19 protein-coding genes are annotated in these 20,184 nt (G+C 50.4%); 12 read left to right on the top strand and 7 right to left on the bottom strand.

Annotated elements, in window-relative coordinates; all coding sequences use genetic code 11:
- Window positions 1–310: 310 nt before the first annotated feature.
- From CBX96_RS00095 to CBX96_RS00075, 5 genes are all read left to right on the top strand, one after another.
- Window positions 311–616, top strand: coding sequence for a hypothetical protein (locus tag CBX96_RS00095; RefSeq protein ID WP_055646780.1), 306 nt, complete (start codon window positions 311–313; stop codon window positions 614–616).
- Between the two features lie 272 nt (window positions 617–888).
- Window positions 889–2,610 (top strand): phospho-sugar mutase, encoded by a 1,722-nt coding sequence (locus tag CBX96_RS00090; RefSeq protein WP_109285292.1) that lies wholly within the window; start codon window positions 889–891, stop codon window positions 2,608–2,610.
- A gap of 153 nt (window positions 2,611–2,763) precedes the next feature.
- A complete protein-coding gene (locus CBX96_RS00085; protein ID WP_109285291.1) occupies window positions 2,764–3,147 on the top strand; it encodes a VOC family protein in 384 nt (127 codons plus the stop codon).
- A gap of 173 nt (window positions 3,148–3,320) precedes the next feature.
- Window positions 3,321–3,770, top strand: coding sequence for a GyrI-like domain-containing protein (locus tag CBX96_RS00080; protein ID WP_109285290.1), 450 nt, complete (start codon window positions 3,321–3,323; stop codon window positions 3,768–3,770).
- 109 nt (window positions 3,771–3,879) lie between these two features.
- Window positions 3,880–4,578 carry a YafY family protein gene (locus CBX96_RS00075; RefSeq protein ID WP_011623290.1) on the top strand — a complete coding sequence of 233 codons (699 nt, stop codon included), beginning with the start codon at window positions 3,880–3,882 and terminating at the stop codon, window positions 4,576–4,578.
- A 45-nt stretch (window positions 4,579–4,623) separates the two neighbouring features.
- Here CBX96_RS00075 and CBX96_RS00070 read toward each other — a convergent pair whose 3' ends face one another.
- Window positions 4,624–7,479, bottom strand: coding sequence for a TonB-dependent receptor (locus tag CBX96_RS00070; protein ID WP_109285289.1), 2,856 nt, complete (start codon window positions 7,477–7,479; stop codon window positions 4,624–4,626).
- Between the two features lie 334 nt (window positions 7,480–7,813).
- Here CBX96_RS00070 and agaR point away from each other — a divergent pair, with 334 nt between their 5' ends.
- From agaR to CBX96_RS00035, 7 genes are all read left to right on the top strand, one after another.
- Window positions 7,814–8,599 carry a transcriptional repressor AgaR gene (agaR, locus tag CBX96_RS00065; protein WP_011623288.1) on the top strand — a complete coding sequence of 262 codons (786 nt, stop codon included), beginning with the start codon at window positions 7,814–7,816 and terminating at the stop codon, window positions 8,597–8,599.
- 12 nt (window positions 8,600–8,611) lie between these two features.
- The gene (locus tag CBX96_RS00060; protein ID WP_109285288.1) at window positions 8,612–9,982 is read left to right on the top strand and encodes a Gfo/Idh/MocA family protein; all 1,371 of its coding nucleotides are present in this window, start codon (window positions 8,612–8,614) and stop codon (window positions 9,980–9,982) included.
- A gap of 5 nt (window positions 9,983–9,987) precedes the next feature.
- On the top strand, window positions 9,988–11,274 hold the full coding sequence (locus CBX96_RS00055; RefSeq protein WP_109285287.1) for a class II D-tagatose-bisphosphate aldolase, non-catalytic subunit: 1,287 nt from the start codon (window positions 9,988–9,990) through the stop codon (window positions 11,272–11,274).
- 7 nt (window positions 11,275–11,281) lie between these two features.
- The gene (gene agaS, locus CBX96_RS00050; RefSeq protein WP_109285286.1) at window positions 11,282–12,442 is read left to right on the top strand and encodes a D-galactosamine-6-phosphate deaminase AgaS; all 1,161 of its coding nucleotides are present in this window, start codon (window positions 11,282–11,284) and stop codon (window positions 12,440–12,442) included.
- A gap of 20 nt (window positions 12,443–12,462) precedes the next feature.
- Window positions 12,463–13,389 (top strand): N-acetylgalactosamine kinase AgaK, encoded by a 927-nt coding sequence (gene agaK / locus CBX96_RS00045; protein ID WP_109285285.1) that lies wholly within the window; start codon window positions 12,463–12,465, stop codon window positions 13,387–13,389.
- Window positions 13,379–14,563, top strand: coding sequence for an N-acetylglucosamine-6-phosphate deacetylase (nagA, locus tag CBX96_RS00040; protein WP_109285284.1), 1,185 nt, complete (start codon window positions 13,379–13,381; stop codon window positions 14,561–14,563). The genes agaK and nagA overlap by 11 nt, the downstream gene beginning before the upstream one ends.
- 107 nt (window positions 14,564–14,670) lie before the next feature.
- Complete coding sequence (locus CBX96_RS00035) at window positions 14,671–16,029, top strand: sugar MFS transporter (RefSeq protein WP_109285283.1); 1,359 nt, start codon at window positions 14,671–14,673, stop codon at window positions 16,027–16,029.
- On the opposite strand, the gene CBX96_RS00030 is transcribed toward CBX96_RS00035, so the two are convergent.
- The 6 genes from CBX96_RS00030 to CBX96_RS00005 all read right to left on the bottom strand — a co-directional run bounded on the left by CBX96_RS00030 (window position 16,019) and on the right by CBX96_RS00005 (window position 19,812).
- On the bottom strand, window positions 16,019–16,321 hold the full coding sequence (locus CBX96_RS00030; protein ID WP_011623281.1) for an AzlD domain-containing protein: 303 nt from the start codon (window positions 16,319–16,321) through the stop codon (window positions 16,019–16,021). The two genes, CBX96_RS00035 and CBX96_RS00030, sit on opposite strands and share 11 nt — an antisense overlap.
- Complete coding sequence (locus CBX96_RS00025) at window positions 16,318–17,013, bottom strand: AzlC family ABC transporter permease (RefSeq protein ID WP_258293940.1); 696 nt, start codon at window positions 17,011–17,013, stop codon at window positions 16,318–16,320. Before CBX96_RS00025 ends, CBX96_RS00030 begins: the two co-directional genes overlap by 4 nt.
- Window positions 17,014–17,151: 138 nt before the next feature.
- Entirely contained in the window at window positions 17,152–17,988 is an 837-nt protein-coding gene (locus CBX96_RS00020; RefSeq protein ID WP_109285281.1) for an AraC family transcriptional regulator, read from the bottom strand.
- A 158-nt stretch (window positions 17,989–18,146) separates the two neighbouring features.
- A complete protein-coding gene (locus tag CBX96_RS00015; protein WP_109285280.1) occupies window positions 18,147–18,821 on the bottom strand; it encodes a Vat family streptogramin A O-acetyltransferase in 675 nt (224 codons plus the stop codon).
- Between the two features lie 50 nt (window positions 18,822–18,871).
- Window positions 18,872–19,246 carry a hypothetical protein gene (locus CBX96_RS00010; protein WP_109285279.1) on the bottom strand — a complete coding sequence of 125 codons (375 nt, stop codon included), beginning with the start codon at window positions 19,244–19,246 and terminating at the stop codon, window positions 18,872–18,874.
- 110 nt (window positions 19,247–19,356) lie between these two features.
- On the bottom strand, window positions 19,357–19,812 hold the full coding sequence (locus CBX96_RS00005) for a hypothetical protein (protein WP_109285278.1): 456 nt from the start codon (window positions 19,810–19,812) through the stop codon (window positions 19,357–19,359).
- Window positions 19,813–20,184: the final 372 nt, after the last annotated feature.

The raw sequence follows: 20,184 nt of genomic DNA, 5'->3' as shown, positions 1-20,184 counted from the left end.
AAGTGCGCAAACTGTTCTATTTTTCGTATAGACAGACGTTTGGCTCGGGCTTTCTTTCTACCTGAGTAATCGTTCGCCTAACAGCGCACTGAGCCAAATATAAAGAGTCTGTTTTCATCAATTTTGTACTAATAACAATAAATTATTAGCACCATCAACTTTGTGGCTTAGCTCATTATCTGCCGGAATGGGGCGACAGTTTGGCTCATTCTGAGATGTTGACCATTACGCCACGCCATCATTACAAATAATCGAACAAATGACAGCGAGCCAGGCCGTTAATGCCGAGGATCGTACGAGGAGAAAGATCATGTCTATGGTGAGTGCGAAGGAATTTGCTCATTGGCTAAAGAAACGCTTCGAGGGTGTCGAAAAGGGTGTAAGTTTAACTCGAGAAGATATCAATCAGCTGACCGGACGCCAAAATTTTTCATTGGTGTTTGTCCATGATATTCACTACGAGTTGATGCGTTTTGGCATCGCCTTTGTAACAGACACGGGGCGCGATACTTATTATCTTGTGCGGGTTTTCGATAAACCTTGGCGCAATCAATTGGAGCAGGACTCTGAAAAGGAGCTGTTCTCTAACGTAGTGTCGATTAATTTACTGCGTTAAGACGGCAATTCGTGGCATTTATCAGTGCAATTTTGCTTGAGGTGGTGAGTGCTTTCGACGCACCACAGCGCGCTGCTGCGCAAGCTCGACAGCCCCTGTTGCATAAGGATTAACAGGGTTAATAAATCGCATCTTTGCGTGACTTCCCGTCTACTAAGTTCGTTACACTCTCCCTCTTTACACTTAAATCCGCCGCGAAAAGTGCAAATTCGCTTGTTCTTCGGCATGGATTTTCCTAAGGTGATTGAAAATGATTTTCACTGAGGCCCCCTATGAATACCCATTTGCAATTACAGGTTAAGCATTGGCTCGAAAATGACCCAGATCCCCGCACTCAGGCACAACTGCAAGCCTTAATCGACGCCGGAAATGACACTGAACTCGAGGCACGTTTTGCGGGACGTTTAGAATTTGGAACCGCCGGATTACGCGGTGTGGTGGGCGCAGGTCCTATGGGCATGAATCGCCTAGTGATCCGCCAAACGTCTGCTGGGCTTGGTGCCTATTTACTCGAACAAATTAAAGATGCTGCCGAGCGCGGAGTCGTGATTGGTTACGATGGCCGCCACGATTCACGCACTTTCGCCCATGATACCGCCAGTGTGCTCACCGCGATGGGCATTAAAGTGCGCCTCACCGCCAAAGTGGCACCAACGCCGCTGGTGGCCTTTGGCGTTAAGCATTTTAATGCCGCCGCCGGTATTGTGGTGACCGCCAGCCATAACCCGCCACAATACAATGGCTACAAAGTGTATTGGGAAAACGGCGCGCAGATTATCCCGCCCCATGACTCAGGTATCGCCGCTCAAATTGAGCTGGCGGCAACTCAAGCTATTCCGTTTATGGATCAGGTGGAGGCGACCAAACAGGGCAAGCTTATCTGGTTGCAGGACGATTATTACGAAACCTATCGCCGCGGCGTGATGCACGCCAATGTGCTGCAAAATAACATCGCGCCCGAAAAAGTCAGTCTTGCCTATACCGCTATGCACGGTGTGGGTGCTGAAATGGCGGAAACCGTGCTCCAAGACGCAGGTTTTACCCAAGTGTATTCGGTGGCGGCGCAGCGCGAACCCGATGGGGATTTCCCAACGGTTAATTTCCCGAATCCGGAAGAAAAGGGCGCGATGGACTTAGTCATCGCCGAAGCGAAAAAGCATGGTGCTATGCTAGCTTGTGCCAATGACCCCGATGCCGACAGATTCGCGGTTGCAGTACGTAAGGATGATGGCGAGTATCAAATGCTAACGGGCGACCAAGTGGGCGTGCTCTTTGGCCATTATCTGTTAAGCCATGCAGCTAAAGACCAACGTCTTGTGGGCACGACTATTGTGTCCTCCAGTCTGTTATCTAAAATCGCCAAAGGCTTTGGGGTTGAAAGTTATACCACGCTCACCGGTTTTAAATGGCTGATGAATGTGGGGATTGCGCAGACTCAGCCTGATAACCAATTCCTGTTTGCCTACGAAGAGGCGCTGGGTTACACCGTTGGTAGCATGGTGTGGGATAAGGACGGCCTGTCGGCCTTAGTCGCCTTTGCCCAATTAACCGCCGAGCTTGCCGCCAAAGGGCAAAGCATTTGGGATAGGCTCGAGCAGATTTACCGCGAGCAGGGTTTCCATCTCAATGCTCAAGTTAGCATTGCCTTAAAACCCGACACGCCTAATATCGGCGCCTATCTGCGTGAACATCCACCGCTGGCAATTGGTGAACATGCCGTAGTGTCGACCGATGATCTCAAGGCATTAGAGCGCCGTTTTGCCGATGGTAAGGTTGAGAAAATCAATCTGCCCGCCAGTGATGTATTAACCTATCGCTTAGCCAATGGCGCGCGGGTGATAGTCAGGCCGTCAGGCACTGAGCCTAAAATCAAGTGTTACTACGAGGTGGTCGAACCTATGACGGCGCAAGACACCTTAGCCAGCGCCCAAGCACGGGCAACTCAGGCGATGGAGGCGTTTATTTCAGCTCATCAGGCGAGCCTACCTAAATAAGCGCTTTTAGTGCACTCAATAAAATCAGCTTCACTCAAAGGCTACTGACATGATGTTGTCAGTAGCCTTGTTTTATTCTTGTTGTCGTCCGCTGGTGAATCACATTTATAACATGATGAATCATCGGCATTTTTCAACAAGGAGAAAGTGAAAATGTTATCAATTGCACCGTTAGTCTGGGGTGAAATTCCTGTCAGTGATATGGATCGTGCCATCGCTTTTTATCAACAACATTTCGGCGTTGAATTTAAGCGTGACGATATGGAAGACATGCAATACGCGACGCTCGTAACAGAGGAAGAAGGCGCCGCCAGCATTGGTCTGGTTAAATGTAGCATGAGCAAACCGTCGATGGACGGTAGCACTGTATACCTGCATTTCAGCGCGCAATTGCAACCTTTAGTGGATAAACTCGTGGCCGCTAATGTGACTATGCTATTGCCTGTGACGCCAATCAAGGACGGCGGTTGTGGTTATATCGCCCTGTTCGTGGATAGCGAAGGCAATAAGGTCGGTCTCTGGTCGCAAAATCAGTAATGAATATCCTAAAGAGTCGTGCCTTGGCACGGCTCTTTGTACTGACTTCTTACACCGATCTTCAACTCAAGTGGATAAAGTCAGTTCTGCGGATAGAGCGCGACGAGTAAGAATGTCTTGCGATGGTTCTAGAATAAGCAACAGCAAATTTCAGTGATGAAGGTGAAAGGATAATGGAACAGGTTTTTATGACAGCTCAACCTATGCTTGGGCTGAGTACGCGCACCAATAATAGCGCCGAAATGGCGGTTGAGGGCGGCAAGATTGCAGCGCTTTGGCAGACATTCTTTGAATCATCACAACTCACGGCGATGCTCGACTCTCCCATGTATGGGGTCTACTACGACTATGAATCCGACATGACGGGAGACTATTCGGTTTTAGTGGGGAAAAGTGTTGAATCTGTCAGCGAGACCGGCCCTTTTACGGCGTTGCAGCTGCGTGAGGGAAACTACCTTAAGTTCAGTGCGCAAGGGGAGATGCCCCACTGCGTGGTTGACCTTTGGGGACAGATTTGGCGCTACTTTAGTGCCCCTGATTGTCCACACCAGCGTGATTATCAAACGGACTTTGAGGTCTATCGAAGCGCCGATAAGGTCGAGATTTATATCGGGATCGCGTAGGCCGAATCCATAACGCTTTGCCAATACAGTATCGCTTGGGTTGGCCCACTTTAGCGGGTAAGATCCCTTAACTTTCACAACAAGCCAATTTGAGGTGTGATTACTGTCCATGCGCCGTGCCGACCGCCTATTCCAAATAGTGCAAATTCTTAAACATCGACGATTAACGACCGCCCAAGAGCTGGCGGATCGTTTAGAAGTCTCGACCCGCACAGTGTACCGCGATGTGCAGGATTTATGTTTGAGCGGCATTCCCATTGAAGGGGAGGCGGGCGTGGGTTATCTATTGCGTCACGAAGTGAATGTGCCGCCACTGATGTTTAACGAGGCCGAATTAGAGGCGATTCAAGTTGGCATGCGTATGGTGCAAACCTGGGGCGGCAAAGAGCTTGGCAGTGCGGCGCGTCAGGCGATGATAAAAGTGGAAGCCGTGCTACCTAAGCGTTTGCAAGCCTATCAATCCTTGATGTTTTCGCCGGATTTTTATTTAGATTCCAACGAGTTTCAGTTTCTGGATCCGCTGCGTAATGCGGCACAGCGCCGGGAGTACGTCAAACTCTTTTATCAAGATGTGAATAAAGCGCTGACCGAGCGCGAAGTGCGGCCGCTCGCCATCTATTTTTGGCGCGGCACTTGGACCTTGCTGACCTGGTGCGAATTACGCCAAGATTTTCGCAACTTTCGGGTCGATCGTATCACCGGATTGTTAAGGCTTAACCGCCATTTTGAACCGACGCCGGGGCAGGAATTAGAGGATTATATTTGCCTGATGGACGCCCAGATGCGCGAGCGTGAAGCCGAAAAATAAAGCCACTCATAGAGTGGCTTTATGATGATTAACTTTATGAATTTTTTAGAAACTGCCGCGGATCCCGAGGGCGATTTGGGTGCCAAAACGCTCTAGGTAATTCACTTGGTCTTCATACTTCACATAACCCGAATAGCGGTTATTGGTCAGGTTAGAAGCCTCGGCGAAAATCGACACATTTTCAAAAATATCATAACTCGCGCTAGCATCGAGCTGGCCGTAATCTTGGATCCAAGCTGGACCACCCCAAGCTTCGGGATCGACCAGGAACTTACTGCGCCAGTTATAGGCAACCCTAGCTTGCAGACCGTATTGCTCATAGTAAAGGACGGCGTTGTAAGAGTTTTTCGACATGCCCTTAAAGGGTAAGCCTTTCGCATCGATTTCGGGATCATCATAGCTGCTGTCCACATAGGTGTAGTTCAGCTGGAAACCTAAACCATTAAAGGGTTCTGGCAGGTATTCGTCGAAGGATTGCTGCCATGCGGCTTCCACCCCTTGTACTTTGGCGCCGTACTTACCCGATACGGGTTGAGTGACATAATATTCAGTCCCCTCAACCATTTGAGGCCCTTTGTCGTCGGTGATAAAGGATTCAATGTCCTTAATAAAGATGGCACCGCTCAGTGAGCTACTCTCGTGGAAATACCATTCGAGGGAGATATCTCCTTGGCGCGCCTTTTCGGGGGCGACGCTTGGGTTACCGCGTGTCAGTGTCGGTAAGCCATTCTCACGGGTCGTGAAACTCGGTGCAGCCCAGACTCGCAGCGCATAGAGTGACGGGCGGCTTAACACTTCGGCGGCGGAGACACGAAGCAGCAAATCATCCTGCAGATTGAGCTTAAAGTTCATGCTCGGTAACACATTGGTATAGCTATCGTCGTAACTGGTTTGTACAACGTTTTTCCAATCATTGTTGGTGGGTTGGCCTGCACTGTCTAATTCAACCTTAGCCAAATCGTAGGCATAACCGTCGGAGGTGACTTTAGTCTGGCTCGCTCTGAGGCCTAAGTTCAACATATACGGCAGATCGAAAATTTCCTCTTCAATATTCACCTGCACATAGGCGGAGGTCACCGCTTCTGTGACTTCATAGCTGCCAGCCTTATTGAGGCTAGCGACAATGCTCTTATCCGCCGCTTCTTGGTTAATGCTGCGATAGTATTCAAGCAGTTTGTCGTAGTCGAAGCTTGGCCAAGGCTCTGGGGAGATACTGTTTTCACCATCGAGGAAGTTATCGAAGTTGGCGGGCACAAATACGCTCGAAGGAATTTGGAACAGTTCAAATTCGCCTTGAGTAAAGACAGTGCTGTTATCGAAGGTATAACCGTCGCGGGTAAGGTAATAACCACCACGGCTGAATTGGCTGGAATTAGCGGAGGCAAATTCGGTCTGCTTCTTCACTTGCTTGACATAATTGACGCCAAAATCGACCTTGCTGATGATGCCTTCATCGGGAATGTACTGGCTGATAAGTTTGATGTCAGTAATTTTATCGTCCACATCGACGCCACTGTTACGGCTATAGTGGGCGCCGTATTTTTGATCGGCGCTCAGACCTGGGCTGATCACCACATCGGGCAGCATATTGCCACGGGTGTAATCGATGTCGATACCATCGACAAAGCCACGGGCAACCACGAAGCGGTTATCGCCATTATTGGCATTTTGCGCGGCGGAGTAGGCGACATCGGCGGTAATCGACCAGTTGGGCATAACATACCAGTCGGCCTTCAGACCCATTTGGTAGGTATCGGTTTTTCTTGGGGTACTGAGGTTGAGCAATTCAACCATAGTGTTGTCACCCGTTTGGTTCATGCTCACCACTCGGCCCTGATCGTCAAATATGGCGTCGGTAAATAGCGGTGTGCCCGGCGTCCATTCTTCGTCGTAGTTCACGAAGCCGATTTGGTATTTATGGCCATCGGTATTGTAGCGCGAATAGAGACCGTCGAAGTTAATGTCGAGATTATCCAGTGGGCGCCATTGCAGAGTGAGCGTGCCACCTACGCGTTCACGCACGTCTTGGGCGTTCGCAAAATACATATAGCTTGGGATCTTAGAGGCATAAATCTCACCTGGGTCGATCATGCCGTTATTGTTGGTATCGACCGGCACCCCGGCGCTGTCGACGCCCCAGCCTTCATCTTCATCGAAGAAGCCTTCGGCCGAATAGGTGTCAGCCCGCAGGGTTTTACGGGAATATACCGCCGAGACCAGCGCACCAAAACTATCGTCATCCGTCTTATCACCGATGATCAGTGAGGCATGGGGATGAATATCCTCAGTACGGGACTCGTAAATCCCCTTGGCGGAGGCTTGAATGGTACGGCCTTCTAAATCCAGCGGTTTACGGGTTTGGATATCGACGATAGCGCCAATGCCACCTTCGGTCAGTCTGGCTTCGGGTGACTTATACACCGCCAGCACGTTTACCAGCTCCGAGGCGATGGTGTCGAAGTTAAAGTCTCGGCCTGCATTTTCTGAGGCCAATTTACGGCCATTGAGGGTGGTGACGTTATAACCATCGCCAAGGCCGCGAACCAGAATATTTTGTCCTTCGCCGCCGTTACGGGTAATGGTCACCCCAGGAATGCGCTGTAGCGCCTCGGCTAAGTTTTCATCTGGAAATTTACCAATGTCATCGGCGACCACAAGGTCGACTACGCTCACGGCATTCTGCTTTAGGAACATCCCTTCCTTAATACTATTTCTGATCCCTGTTACCTGAATGCGTTCGACTTCAGCATCCTGGGTTTGCGCAGTGTCCTTCGGTTGAACTTGCTCTTTCGTTTCGGTTTGTTGCTCTGCTGGTATTTCATTGGCAGCGCTGTGAGTTGCTGTCAGAGCCGCTGCGATGGCTAGGGCAATCGCGGCAGGCTTGGTGGTTAAGAGTTTCATAGTATCCCCGCATGAGTGTGATGCACGGTCGTTGCCGTGTCTTTTAATACAATTTCGAAAGCGAAAGAAACTGCGCAAACCTTTCGAAGTCTTATTTATAGCGTTAAATTCTGCAATCGATCAATAAAAAAATGTAAAAATACTTTCAAAAAGTTTCACATTCCTGCATGATGAAAATCAACTTATGGTAAAAACTTGAGCTAAAACTTCGTAAGTTATTGTTAATTTGGTTATTTGTTTTTGTGATAGTGAAAAGTGATTTCGAAAGTGTTTGAAAGTTGTTCTTGGCGTGTTACCTTTCAATCGATAGTTAATCGAAAGAATGGAGAAGCTTGTGAGTACTTTGAACACGATAGAAAGGCAGCAGGAAATTGTGCGAATGACACAGTTACAGGGAAAGGTCTCTGTTGCCGAACTCGCAGAACACTTTGGGGTATCTGAAGTCACGATCCGCAGCGATTTAGCCATGTTGGATCAAAAGCAGTTACTGGTGCGCTCCCGAGGCGGCGCTATGGTCAACAGCGAGTTGATCCGGGAGTTATCACTAAAGGAGAAGGGCAGTTGCCATTCGGCCTTAAAGCAAGAGTTAGGTAAGGCCGCGGCGGCCTTGGTGCAAAACGGCGATCGCTTATTGCTCGACTCGGGGACGACCACCCAACAGGTGGCGGCGAACTTGATGGAGCATAAGGACCTGATCGTGATGACCAATGGCCTGAATATCGCCACCGAATTGGCTAAGGCTGACGAAGTGGAGGTGATGTTAACCGGCGGACTGTTACGTAAAAAATCCCTGTCGTTCTACGGCAATATCGCCGAGAACAGCCTGCGGGATTACAACTTTAACAAGTTGATTTTAGGGGTGGATGGTTTCGATTTGCGGGTGGGATTAACCACTCACTTTGAAAAAGAGGCCAGCCTCAACCGAATGATGTGTGAGATAGCGAGTGAAATTATCGTTGTGACTGACTCATCAAAGTTTGATCAACAAGCATTCCACGTTATTTGCAGCAGTCGCCGTATTACGCGCCTAGTGACAGATACCGGGATCCCAGAGCGCTATGTTGATGAATTAACTAAACAAGGTGTGCAATTACACCTCATTGAGAAAGCTAATTTATAACGGGGAATTACTATGTCGGGTTTTGATCGTCGTTCGTTTTTAAAGGCTTCTATGGTAACCGCTGCGGCAACGGCCCTTGCGGCCTGTGCCAGCAGTGAACGTGCTACAGGCACAACACCTAAGGCAGCGGGTAAATCTGTGATGGGGCTGGTCGTGCCCAAGATGGATGAGGTAAGAGTGGGGTTAATCGGGGTAGGTGAGCGCGGCATTGGGTTTGTGCATCATTTCAGCCGTATTGAAGGCGCCCGCATTACCGCCATCTGTGATACCGATACCTTAGTGCTGGCCCGCGCTGAAAAAGCCATTAACGAATATGGACGTGATAAACCTGCCTATTTTAGCAAGGGAGACCATGCGTACCGCGATCTGTTAAACCGTGATGATGTGGATATCGTCGTGATTGCCACACCATGGGCTTGGCATCACCCAATGGCGAAAGAAGCCATGTTAGCGGGCAAACATGCCTTCGTCGAAGTCCCGATGGCGGGCACGATTGAAGAGCTGTGGGATCTGGTGGATACCGCCGAACTGACCCAGCGCAACTGCATGATGATGGAAAACGTCTGTTACGGCCGTGATGAGCTGATGGTGCTCAACATGGTGCGCCAAGGCCTGTTTGGTGAACTGCTCCACGGTGAGGCCGCCTACATCCACGAACTGCGCTGGCAGATGAAGGAAATCGACCGTAAAACAGGCTCTTGGCGTACGGCTTACCATGCCAAATACAACGGTAACCTCTATCCCACCCATGGTTTAGGCCCTGTCGCCCAGTATATGAATATCAACCGCGGCGACCGTTTAGACTATTTAACCTCTGTGAGCTCTCCTTCATTAGGCCGCGCCGCCTATGCCAAACGTGAGTTCCCAGCGGATCATCAGCGTAACCAACTCAAGTACATTTGTGGCGACATGAATACCAGTCTGATTAAGACAGTAAAAGGTCGCAGCATCATGGTGCAGCATGATACGACCACGCCACGTCCTTACAGCCGCCATAACCTGATCCAAGGCACAAACGGCGTGTTTGCCGGCTTCCCTAATCGTATCGCGCTGGAAAACGGTGGCTCTGGCAGTTATCACGAGTGGGATGAAAACATGGATTCATGGTACGCCAAATATGACCACCCACTGTGGACCCGTATGGGCAAAGAGGCGGAGGAGAATGGCGGCCACGGTGGCATGGACTTCTTGATGTGCTGGCGGATGATTTACTGCCTACGCAATGGTGAGGCACTGGATCAGGATGTGTACGACGGCGCGGCATGGTCGGCGGTATTCCCCTTGTCGGTGGCCTCAGTCAGTGACCGTGGTAACTCCAAGGACTTCCCAGACTTTACCCGTGGCGTCTGGCAAACCGCGAAACCCCTCGGCATTGTGGGGTAAGCGCTATGTCAGTGATTCAAACTATCATTGACGCCAATAAAGCAGGTCAGCAGGCGGGCATTTTCGCCGTCTGCTCGGCCCAGCCCTTGGTGTTGCAGGCGGCGCTATTGCAGGCAAAGGCGAATGGCACGCCCTTACTTATCGAGGCGACCGCCAACCAAGTGAATCAGTTTGGCGGTTATACCGGGATGAAACCACAGGATTTCATCGACTTCGTCACTCAAATGGCCATTGAACTTGGCCTTGAACCTTCACAATTACTCTTTGGTGGCGACCACTTAGGTCCCGTCGTTTGGTGCCAGCAAGCCGCCGAAGAGGCGATGCAATTGGCCGAAGACCTTATCGCCGAATATGTTAAGGCGGGATTTACCAAAATCCACCTCGACACCAGCATGGCTTGTGGCGGTGATGTGCTTCCCTTAGCGGATGAACTTATCGCGGCGCGTGCGGCGCGGCTCTGTGCGGTGGCCGAAGCCCACCGTGCGCCCGAGCAAGCGCTCTGTTATGTGATTGGCACCGAAGTGCCCGCGCCCGGCGGTGTGAGTGAGATGGAGGCCGAACTTGCGGTCACGCCTGTCAGCGCCATTGAACATACCTTAAATTGCCACCGCGATGCCTTTGCTGCGGCAGGATTGGGTGAGGATGTATGGCAAAAGGTGATTGCGGTTGTCGTTCAGCCTGGGGTGGAGTTTGATAACAGCCAAGTGCATTTATTTGAACCCGAGGCGACCCATGCCCAAAGCGAGTTCATTCGCGGTTATCCCAGATTAGTGTTTGAGGCGCATTCGACCGATTATCAGCTCAGCATGGGGTATCAAGCCTTAGTGCAGCAGCATTTCGCGATTTTGAAAGTGGGCCCACAGCTTACCTTTGCTCTGCGGGAGGCCTTGTTTGCCCTGTCCCATATCGAAAATGTGCTGTGCCAGCCCGAGCAATGCTCGGATTTACGCCAAAGCTGTTTTGAGTTAATGCGAGATAACCCTAAGTATTGGCAAGGGTTTTATGCCGACAACGAGGCATTGAAGTGGCAACTTGGCTTTAGCTTTAGTGACCGTGTGCGTTACTACTGGCCGAGTCTGCAAAACAAGGTCGAGCAGCTATTGAGCAACTTAGCCCAGAGCATTCCTCTGCCGCTGATCAGCCAGTATTTACCGAACCAATATACGGCGGTCTTGGCGGGGGAACTTAAGCCCACGGCCCGTGAACTCGTGCTGCATAAAATTACCGAAGTATTGGCCGATTACGCTAATGCCTGCCAGCTTCCTGTGATGCAATCACCTTTAAAGGGATGATATTTTGATGTTAACCAGTCCTCTTTCTCCATTCGAACATGAAGATAGCAACCTGTTATTGAGTGCAGAGCAATTAACCCAATATGGCGCCTTTTGGACGGCAAAGGAAATCAGCCAGCAGCCGAAAATGTGGCGCAAAGTGAGCGAGCAGCACAGTGATAATCGCACAATTGCAGCTTGGTTAACGCCGATTCTGGCAAAGCCGCAATTAAGGATTATCCTCACTGGGGCAGGGACGTCGGCCTATATAGGTGATGTGCTCGCGGCCCATATTCAGCAGCATTTACCTTTGGCAACCCAACAAGTGGAAGCCATCAGCACCACGGATATCGTGAGTCACCCAGAGCTATATCTGCGGAGCAATATTCCCACGTTGCTGATTTCTTACGGCCGCTCGGGAAACAGCCCCGAGAGTATGGCGGCGGTCGAACTGGCGGAGCAATTGGTCGATGATTGTTACCATCTGGCGATCACCTGTAATGGTCAGGGAAAGCTCGCCAACTATTGCGCCGACAAATCCCATTGTTACTTGTATAAGTTGCCCGATGAAACCCACGACGTGAGTTTTGCCATGACTAGCAGTTTTACCTGTATGTACTTGGCAAGCTTGTTGATTTTTGCGCCAAACCCTCAGGCGCTAGCGGAATGCATCGAGATGGCCGAGCACATCTTAACTGAGCGCTTAGCTGAAATTCGTCTGCAATCCGAGCAGCCCTGCAAGCGGGTCGTGTTCCTCGGTGGCGGGCCACTTAAGGCCATCGCCCAAGAGGCGGCGCTTAAGTACCTTGAACTCACCGCTGGGCAAGTGGTGAGTGCCTATGAGAGTCCGCTCGGGTTTCGCCATGGGCCAAAATCTTTAGTCGATAGTCATACGCAAGTGCTAGTGATGGTGTCGTCGGATCCCTATACTCGCCAATATGATAACGATTTAATTCAAGAGCTTAAGCGAGATAATCAAGCATTATCAGTGTTGACGCTCTCCGAAGAACTGTTAACTGGCAGCAGTGGGCTTAACGAAGTCTGGTTGGGATTACCATTTATTTTGTGGTGTCAAATCCTAGCCATCTATAAAGCGATTCAACTTAAAGTATCGCCGGATAATCCTTGTCCTACGGGGCAAGTCAATCGAGTTGTGCAGGGTGTCAATGTATATCCCTTTGTAAAATAAATATAAATAAGGGCAAGGGCATGTATTACGGTTTAGATATAGGTGGAACAAAGATTGAGTTAGCGATTTTTGATACTCAATTAGCGCTACAGGATAAGTGGCGTTTAAGTACTCCTAGGCAGGATTACAGTGCCTTTATGGCTACGCTTGCCGAGCAAATCGAAAAGGCGGATCAGCAATGTGGTGAGCGCGGTACTGTTGGGATTGCGCTCCCCGGGGTGGTGAAAGCCGACGGGACTGTGATTTCGAGTAATGTGCCTTGCCTTAATCAACGCCGTGTTGCCCATGATCTTGCTAAGTTGCTCAATCGAACCGTGGCTATCGGTAATGATTGCCGCTGTTTTGCCCTCTCCGAAGCGGTACTCGGGGTGGGCAGGGGACACTCCCACGTACTGGGGATGATTCTCGGCACCGGCACTGGCGGTGGTTTATGTATCGATGGCAAGTTGTATCTCGGTGCAAATCGACTCGCCGGAGAGTTTGGCCATCAAGGCGTGAGCGCCTATGTTGCCCGTCGACATCAACTGCCGCTCTATGCCTGTGGCTGTGGGCTTGAGGGCTGCGCCGAGACCTATGTGTCAGGCACTGGACTTGGCAGACTCTACCAAGATATCGCGGGGCAAACGGCCGATACCTTTGCATGGCTGAATGCACTGCGGCGAAACGACGCGCTCGCCATCAAAACCTTTGAGACTTATATGGATATTCTCGGAAGCTTAATGGCTTCATTAGTGCTGGCGATGGACCCGGATATTATCGTGTTGGGCGGCGGATTATCCGAGGTGGAAGAAATTCTCGCTGCCTTACCCCAAGCAACCAAGGCCCATCTTTTTGATGGCGTGACTTTGCCGCAATTTAAATTGGCCGACTTTGGTTCGGCCAGTGGCGTGCGCGGCGCGGCCTTGCTCGGTCACGGGCTTGATGCGGGGATAAGCTATGAAGCCTAATACGGATTTTAAGCTGATAGCCGACGGCGCTAAGGTGCTAACTCAAGGCAAACTTGCTGAGCACTGCACGATTGATGTGTCGAATGGCATTATTTGCGGCCTTAAAACCTCAATATCGGCAGAGTTGACTGCGGATAAACCACACTACCGATTGACCTCTGGCACGCTGGTGGCGGGATTTATCGACACTCAAGTCAATGGTGGCGGAGGCGTGATGTTCAATCATGCACCGACGCTAGAAACCTTAAGGCTGATGATGCAGGCCCATCGCCAGTTTGGCACTACGGCCATGTTACCTACGGTGATCACCGACGATATTGAGGTGATGCAAGCGGCGGCCTATGCGGTGGCTCAAGCTATGGTTTGCCAAGTTCCTGGGATTATCGGTATCCATTTTGAAGGCCCGCATTTGTCGGTTGCAAAGCGCGGTTGCCACCCTCCCGCGCATTTGCGCAGCATCACTGAGCGCGAGTGGCAGCTTTACTTAAGGCAAGACCTCGGTGTTAGGCTCATCACCCTAGCGCCAGAATCAGTCACCCCTGAACAAATCAAACGCCTCGTAGCCTCCGGCGCCATTGTCAGCCTTGGGCATTCGAATGCCGACGGCGACACCGTCCTTAAGGCCATTGAGGCTGGCGCATCGGGTTTTACCCACCTCTACAACGGCATGTCGGCATTAACTTCCCGCGAACCGGGAATGGTGGGCGCGGCATTGGCCAGTGAAAACACTTACTGCGGGATTATTCTCGATGGTCAACATGTGCATTCCATCTCGGCGTTGGCGGCGTGGCGAGCAAAGGGAACTGAGCACCTGATGTTGGTCACCGATGCCATGTCGCCCTTAGGGAGCGAGCAAACGGAATTTCAATTCTTCGATGGCAAAGTGGTTCGTGATGGGATGACGCTGAGGGATCAGCATGGCTCCTTAGCGGGCTCAGTGCTCGATATGGCAAGCGCGGTGCGTTATGCCGCCACCGAACTCCATCTTGGCCTTCGCAACGCAGTACAGATGGCGACACGCACGCCCGCCGACTTTATTCAGCGGCCGCAATTGGGGGATATAGCCGAAGGTCAACAGGCAGATTGGGTCTGGCTCGATGACGAGCACAGGGTCCTAGCGGTCTGGATTGCGGGTGAGTTGCAGTATCAAGCCGAGCAGGCTCGGTTTGCGTAAGTTATCGATATATCAATTAAAACAATAATTAAAGTGGCATTAATTTGGGGGGATAAGTACTCAACTCATTGCCCATTCAACAAGCAAAATAACAATAAGGTGAAACGATGAAATTCACGTCCGACAGTACCCAAGCCACGGCCTCACCGCAGGGCAGTTTTATTCCTATGTTATTGATAGGAATTTTATTTTTTGTCTTTGGCTTTGTGACTTGGCTCAATGGTGCCTTGATCCCATTTTTAAAAATTGCCTGTCAGTTGAATGAGTTTGAAGCCTATTTAGTCACCTTTGTGTTTTACATTGCTTATTTTGTGATGGCGCTGCCGACCTCATCCATCCTCACGCGTCTTGGCTATAAGATGGGCATGACCTTAGGTTTAGGGATCATGGCGGCAGGCGCGGGCTTGTTTATTGTGGCGGCTTTGGTCGGCCATTTTGCGACCTTCCTCTTGGCGTTATTTGTGTTGGGCACGGGCTTAACCTTGCTGCAAACGGCGGCCAATCCTTACATTGTCTGTATTGGCCCAAGGGAAAGTGCGGCAATGCGGATAAGTTTAATGGGGATAGTGAATAAGGGCGCGGGCTTTATTGTGCCAATTATCTTTACTGCCTGGATTTTAACGGGCATGGAACCCTACAGTGAAACGGCATTGGCCAGCCTGTCCGAGGCGCAGCGCGAATTGGCGTTAACGGAATTAGCCAATCGTTTAGTACAGCCCTATTTAATGATGATGTTTGTACTACTGGGATTGATGGCCTTTGTGTGGTTTTCGCCGCTGCCAGAGCCTGAATTAGGTGAGCGAGTCGAGCATACTCAAGCCGATTGGAAGGCTATTTTACAGTTTCCGCAGGTGATCTTAGGGGCACTAACACTCTTCTGTTATGTGGGCGCCGAGGTGATTGCTGGCGATAGCATAGGACTATTTAGTCAAGGACTCGGGGTTGCCCACTTTGGCATGATGACCTCCTACACCATGGGATTTATGGTACTTGGCTATGTGCTTGGAATCGTGCTGATCCCAAGATGGATCAGCCAGCAAACGGCATTAGTGGGTTCGGCCGTCGCGGGCTTGTTATTTACCCTCGGGGTCTTGCTCAGCGACAGTCAAAGCCAAGGTTTGTCTGAACTGTTACTCGGTTGGTTAGGCGTATTACCCGTGCCCGATCCCGTGCTTTATTTAGCCCTGCTTGGATTGGCAAACGCCTTGGTATGGCCTGCGGTGTGGCCATTAGCCCTTGAAGGACTCGGGCGCTTAACGGCTACGGCATCGGCGCTATTGATCATGGGGATTGCGGGCGGTGCGATTCTGCCACTGCTCTATGGCTACATCGCCCATAGCCAAGGTGACAGCCAAATGGCGTATTTCCTACTGTTACCTTGCTACGGCTTAATATTTTACTACGCCATTTGGGGCCATAAGTTAACGGCCAAAGTGGCCTCAAGCACTGCTATGGTTAATGAATAGCAAAGAAAAGCCCCATGCTCAGCACTGTGGTCAATAGGGTATTACGCGTGACAAATGCTAATACCGTTGCGACCACAGCGCATATCAAGTAGCTGTTATCTAAGCTTAAATCGAGTTTTCCCTCCTGCACAAATACGATAGGTGCAAAGATGGCCGTGAGCACGGCGGGCGCCGAATAACTCAAAAAGGTCTGGGTATTTTTACTCAGCCTTAGCGGCAGTTTTGGCTCGAGCAGTAAATGCCGACTGATAAACACCACCGCCGCCATTGAAAAAATCATTAACCAGATCATAGGATTTCCTCTGCTTGGGTGGCAGTCGTGTCATTTTTGGGGGCTGGCTTATCTTCGCCCGTGACTTTGGCATAGAGCACGCCAGCGCTCATCCCCGATAGGGCGGCAATTAACAGTCCCGCCTGAATATCCAGCACGGCGCACACCACAGCTAAGGTGAGTGAAACCAGCACACAGACTAGGATTGACGGCTTTTTCACCGTCGGGACTACGAGGGCAATAAAGGTCGCGGCAATGGCAAAGTCGAGCCCTAATTCGCCTAAGTTATCGATAGCATTGCCCGCGATAATGCCGAGCAGGGTGGCGAGGTTCCAGCCGAGGTAAAAACTTAGGCCGCCGCCCAGCGCGTACCAAGGATCGAATTTATGCAGCTTGCCTTGGTTGGCGATGGCAAAGAGTTCATCGGTCAATAAAAAGCCCAGAGTGAGGCGCCATTTCAGTGGTAAGGGGCTGATTTGGCTGCGCATCGCCATGGCATACAGCAAGTGACGCGAGGTGATCAGCAAAGTCGTGATTAAAATGCTCCACAGACCAATCCCCGCCTTAACCATGCCGAGCGCGACCAATTGCGCGGCGCCTGCAAAAATAATCGCCGACATGGCCTGACTTTCTATTGGTGTTAGTCCGACCTCAATCGCGAATGAGCCTGCGAGGATCCCCCAAGGAACGACGGCAATAGTGAGTGGCAACATGGCGAGTGTGCCCTTGAAAAAGGCCTTGGTCTTACTGGATGAATGGGTGTGGACAATATACGGCTCTGACACTCTGACTCCTCATAACGGCTGGGATAAAAAGAATATTAGGGGTTAAGGCTAACGTAAAATCAGGGCTTAAGCTTGGATAATATTGCGGCCGATCCCCTTGGCAAATTGCCCTGGGGTGAGCCCGACAGTCTTTTTAAAATGGCGGTTTAAATGGCTCTGATCATGAAAACCGCACTCCATGGCGACATCTAGCAGCTTGATCCCTTGGCAGATTTTCTGTTTTGCCAGTCTGACTCTGGCCTGAGTTTGATAGGCGTGGGGCGGCAGACCATAACAACGTTGGAATTGTCTAAGCAAATAATAGGGGCTTAATCCTGCGAGTGTGGCCAACTCTTCAAGGGAGATATCGGCCGCGGGATGATCGTCAATAAAGGATTTCACCAAGGCTAATGCAGGCTTAGCGTTTGCCCCCAAGTGTTCACTGGGATAATTACGGCCATGGCGCGCCATAAGTTGCGTCAGGCTCGAATAGACCAGACTTTCGCGCAGTAGCCGATTGTCCGAGGTATCTAAGGTGCTAAAAGTGAGGCGCAGCAATTCGGCAAGCTCGGGATCCTGCACTACGGGTTGTGGGAAATAGGGCGCGCCGCGAGCTGAAGTGAACTCTTGGGTAATATTGGCAAATTGGGCGGGGACGGGATACATAGCACGGTAGGACCAGCCGTCCTCGGTGGCGCTACAGCCATTATGCACTTCGTCGGCATTGACAAGAATAATGCTGTGCTTTGGCGCCACATGGTTGCCACCCGTGCGATAAAAGCGCTGAGCGCCCGTTTCAATCACGCCAACCGTGTAACCTTCGTGGGTATGGCGACTAAAATTTTGCTTATGATAGTGGGCGTTAAGTAGCTCAAGCCCCCCAAGTTCATTGGCTATGTGGTAGGCCGCATGTTCAGTGTTCATTCGGCCTCCTTTATCGACTGGATGAATGGGTGAGTTCGTTTGGCGTTTAATGCTTGTTTTGCCAGATAGTAACCCAGAACGAATCGACACTTTTGTACAAAATTGCGCTTTGCCGTGTTTTTGGGGAAGTTTTGGGCACCGCTTTCTGCCGACAACGATTAGGGCTGCGTGTGTATTTCATCGGCTAAGCGGGCTAATTGGCTAAGATCGGCGCCCACAATGGCAGGTAGATGCTCGCTGATTTTCTCAATCGGCCAATCCCACCACGCAATGGCGAGTAGCTTGTCTATTACCTCGGGCTCGAATCGCAACTTAATCACAGTCGCAGGGTTACCGCCGACGATGGCATAGGGCGGCACATCCTTAGTGACTACGGCTTGGCTGGCGATAATGGCACCGTGGCTGACGTTTACGCCGGGCATAATGGTGGCGTTATAGCCTATCCACACATCATTACCTATGCAGGTGTCGCCCTTAAAGGGTAAATCCTCGGGCTTAGGCGCCGCCTTTTCCCAACCATTGCCGAAGATATTAAAGGGATAAGTAGAAAAGCCCGACACCTGATGATTGGCGCCATTCATAATGAATTTTACGTCCCGTGCAATGGCACAAAATTTACCAATAATCAGCTTATCGCCAATAAAGTCAAAGTGATAAAGCACATTTGACTCAAATCTTTCGGGCCCCGCTGGGTCATCGTAATAGGTGTAATCGCCGACGATAATGGTGTCACGGTTAATAAAGTTCTTCAGAAACCCCACCTGAGGAAATCCTTTTAAGGGGGATTTGTCATTCGGATTGGGTCCCAGTTGGGATGGGGAATGCGTCGGCATGTTTGCCTCCCTGATTATTTAATGGCTAAGAGTTGGATTATCAATGAGTTTTAGGCAACGCCAGCAGCATAAATCAGTAGCAAAGACAGCGGGACGGAAACAACACCGATTAAGCGGAATTGATTCTTAAACGCTTGGGCTGACCATAGGGCAAATTTACGATGCTGACTTGGCGGTGTGCATGCCAAGCCGATTCCCACACACAGTAAGACAATGCCTATCGCCAAAATGAGCTGTGGAAATCGGGTATCGGCGCAATATTGGATAAAAATCACCCCCGCAATAATTCGGCTGACCACTTCAACAATATGGAAGTAGGGCCGCTCGCTAAATGCAATAATGCCATCAGCGAACGCCGCAGGCCTGATGACCATCACAAGGCTGAATAACAGCATCAATAGGCCAAAAGCCGCAATAAAATACATCGCCATTCCTTGTTTTGTGAGGTGTCTTAAAGCCTTTAACCAATGGTTTAATCGATACTTTTCAATCCAATAGTAAACCAGTATCGATTTCCCTTTTTACCGCACAAGCCTTACCAGAGCTCTTTTACAAGGGAGATTTTGCCATCGGTAAAGCCAAATAAGACGAGCAGGGGCTGCTCTTGTTGCCATTGTCCATCGGGTTGAATGCTGCCGTGGGCGTATTCGACGGCGACATGGTTCTTACCCACAATGTAATTTAATACCCGTTGCTCCTTCGGTTGTTGATAGGTGCCGCGAGCTATATTGCGGATAAAGGCACTGCGCCAACTGGCCCTATCAAAATTAGCGCCGTATTCGAGGTGGATATAATTCACCTTCGGATGCAGTAATCCCAGAAAATCATCGACATCTTGTTCGCTAGAACCCGATTGGCTGACCTTATCTAAGGCTTTAAAGTAGGCATGAATTTGCGGTAATTGGCACTCAGCATCACAAGTTTGGCTCGCATTTGCGGAGGAACTCAGCAGACAACAGAGGGTGAGCAACATTGATAAATAGTATTTCATCGCAACTCCTTTGCATTGGTTATAAATATGCCTAAATGTTGATTTTGGCTAGATTACTCTGCCGTGGCATAAAAACAAAGTAAGGTCGTGGGGCTTCACCCCACACCCGACCAAGGAGGACTGCTCGTCCTATCCTCCTTGGATGCTCCAAGACGCCCCTACGGAGTTGAAAGCCCCTTGGGCATAAAGCGTTCTTATGCTATCGCGTCAGACGCTCGTCCCTGATTCGACTGACGCTATCTCGGCATATATGGACCCATCCGGTTTGCAAGACATTCGATAGCGATTTTGAGAAGAGTTCATTGCACCCATATATCCGGCCTGTTGTTGAGGGATCTCTCTGGCCCTGATGGATATCTGCTTCTACTGCCC

Origin of the sequence: Shewanella sp. BC20 (assembly GCF_003129585.1) — a bacterium.
In the GTDB taxonomy this organism is placed as follows: Bacteria; Pseudomonadota; Gammaproteobacteria; order Enterobacterales; family Shewanellaceae; genus Shewanella; species Shewanella seohaensis.
This window is presented reverse-complemented; position numbering and strand designations above follow the sequence as displayed.

Bases quoted from the DNA above. Each gene is read 5' to 3' on its own strand.
- CBX96_RS00095 (WP_055646780.1), top strand. From the start codon at position 311: ATGTCTATGGTGAGTGCGAAGGAATTTGCTCATTGGCTAAAGAAACGC.
- CBX96_RS00090 (WP_109285292.1), top strand. From the start codon at position 889: ATGAATACCCATTTGCAATTACAGGTTAAGCATTGGCTCGAAAATGAC.
- CBX96_RS00085 (WP_109285291.1), top strand. From the start codon at position 2,764: ATGTTATCAATTGCACCGTTAGTCTGGGGTGAAATTCCTGTCAGTGAT.
- CBX96_RS00080 (WP_109285290.1), top strand. From the start codon at position 3,321: ATGGAACAGGTTTTTATGACAGCTCAACCTATGCTTGGGCTGAGTACG.
- CBX96_RS00075 (WP_011623290.1), top strand. From the start codon at position 3,880: ATGCGCCGTGCCGACCGCCTATTCCAAATAGTGCAAATTCTTAAACAT.
- CBX96_RS00070 (WP_109285289.1), bottom strand. From the start codon at position 7,479: ATGAAACTCTTAACCACCAAGCCTGCCGCGATTGCCCTAGCCATCGCA.
- CBX96_RS00060 (WP_109285288.1), top strand. From the start codon at position 8,612: ATGTCGGGTTTTGATCGTCGTTCGTTTTTAAAGGCTTCTATGGTAACC.
- CBX96_RS00055 (WP_109285287.1), top strand. From the start codon at position 9,988: ATGTCAGTGATTCAAACTATCATTGACGCCAATAAAGCAGGTCAGCAG.
- agaS (WP_109285286.1), top strand. From the start codon at position 11,282: ATGTTAACCAGTCCTCTTTCTCCATTCGAACATGAAGATAGCAACCTG.
- agaK (WP_109285285.1), top strand. From the start codon at position 12,463: ATGTATTACGGTTTAGATATAGGTGGAACAAAGATTGAGTTAGCGATT.
- nagA (WP_109285284.1), top strand. From the start codon at position 13,379: ATGAAGCCTAATACGGATTTTAAGCTGATAGCCGACGGCGCTAAGGTG.
- CBX96_RS00035 (WP_109285283.1), top strand. From the start codon at position 14,671: ATGAAATTCACGTCCGACAGTACCCAAGCCACGGCCTCACCGCAGGGC.
- CBX96_RS00030 (WP_011623281.1), bottom strand. From the start codon at position 16,321: ATGATCTGGTTAATGATTTTTTCAATGGCGGCGGTGGTGTTTATCAGT.
- CBX96_RS00025 (WP_258293940.1), bottom strand. From the start codon at position 17,013: ATGTTGCCACTCACTATTGCCGTCGTTCCTTGGGGGATCCTCGCAGGC.
- CBX96_RS00020 (WP_109285281.1), bottom strand. From the start codon at position 17,988: ATGAACACTGAACATGCGGCCTACCACATAGCCAATGAACTTGGGGGG.
- CBX96_RS00015 (WP_109285280.1), bottom strand. From the start codon at position 18,821: ATGCCGACGCATTCCCCATCCCAACTGGGACCCAATCCGAATGACAAA.
- CBX96_RS00010 (WP_109285279.1), bottom strand. From the start codon at position 19,246: ATGTATTTTATTGCGGCTTTTGGCCTATTGATGCTGTTATTCAGCCTT.
- CBX96_RS00005 (WP_109285278.1), bottom strand. From the start codon at position 19,812: ATGAAATACTATTTATCAATGTTGCTCACCCTCTGTTGTCTGCTGAGT.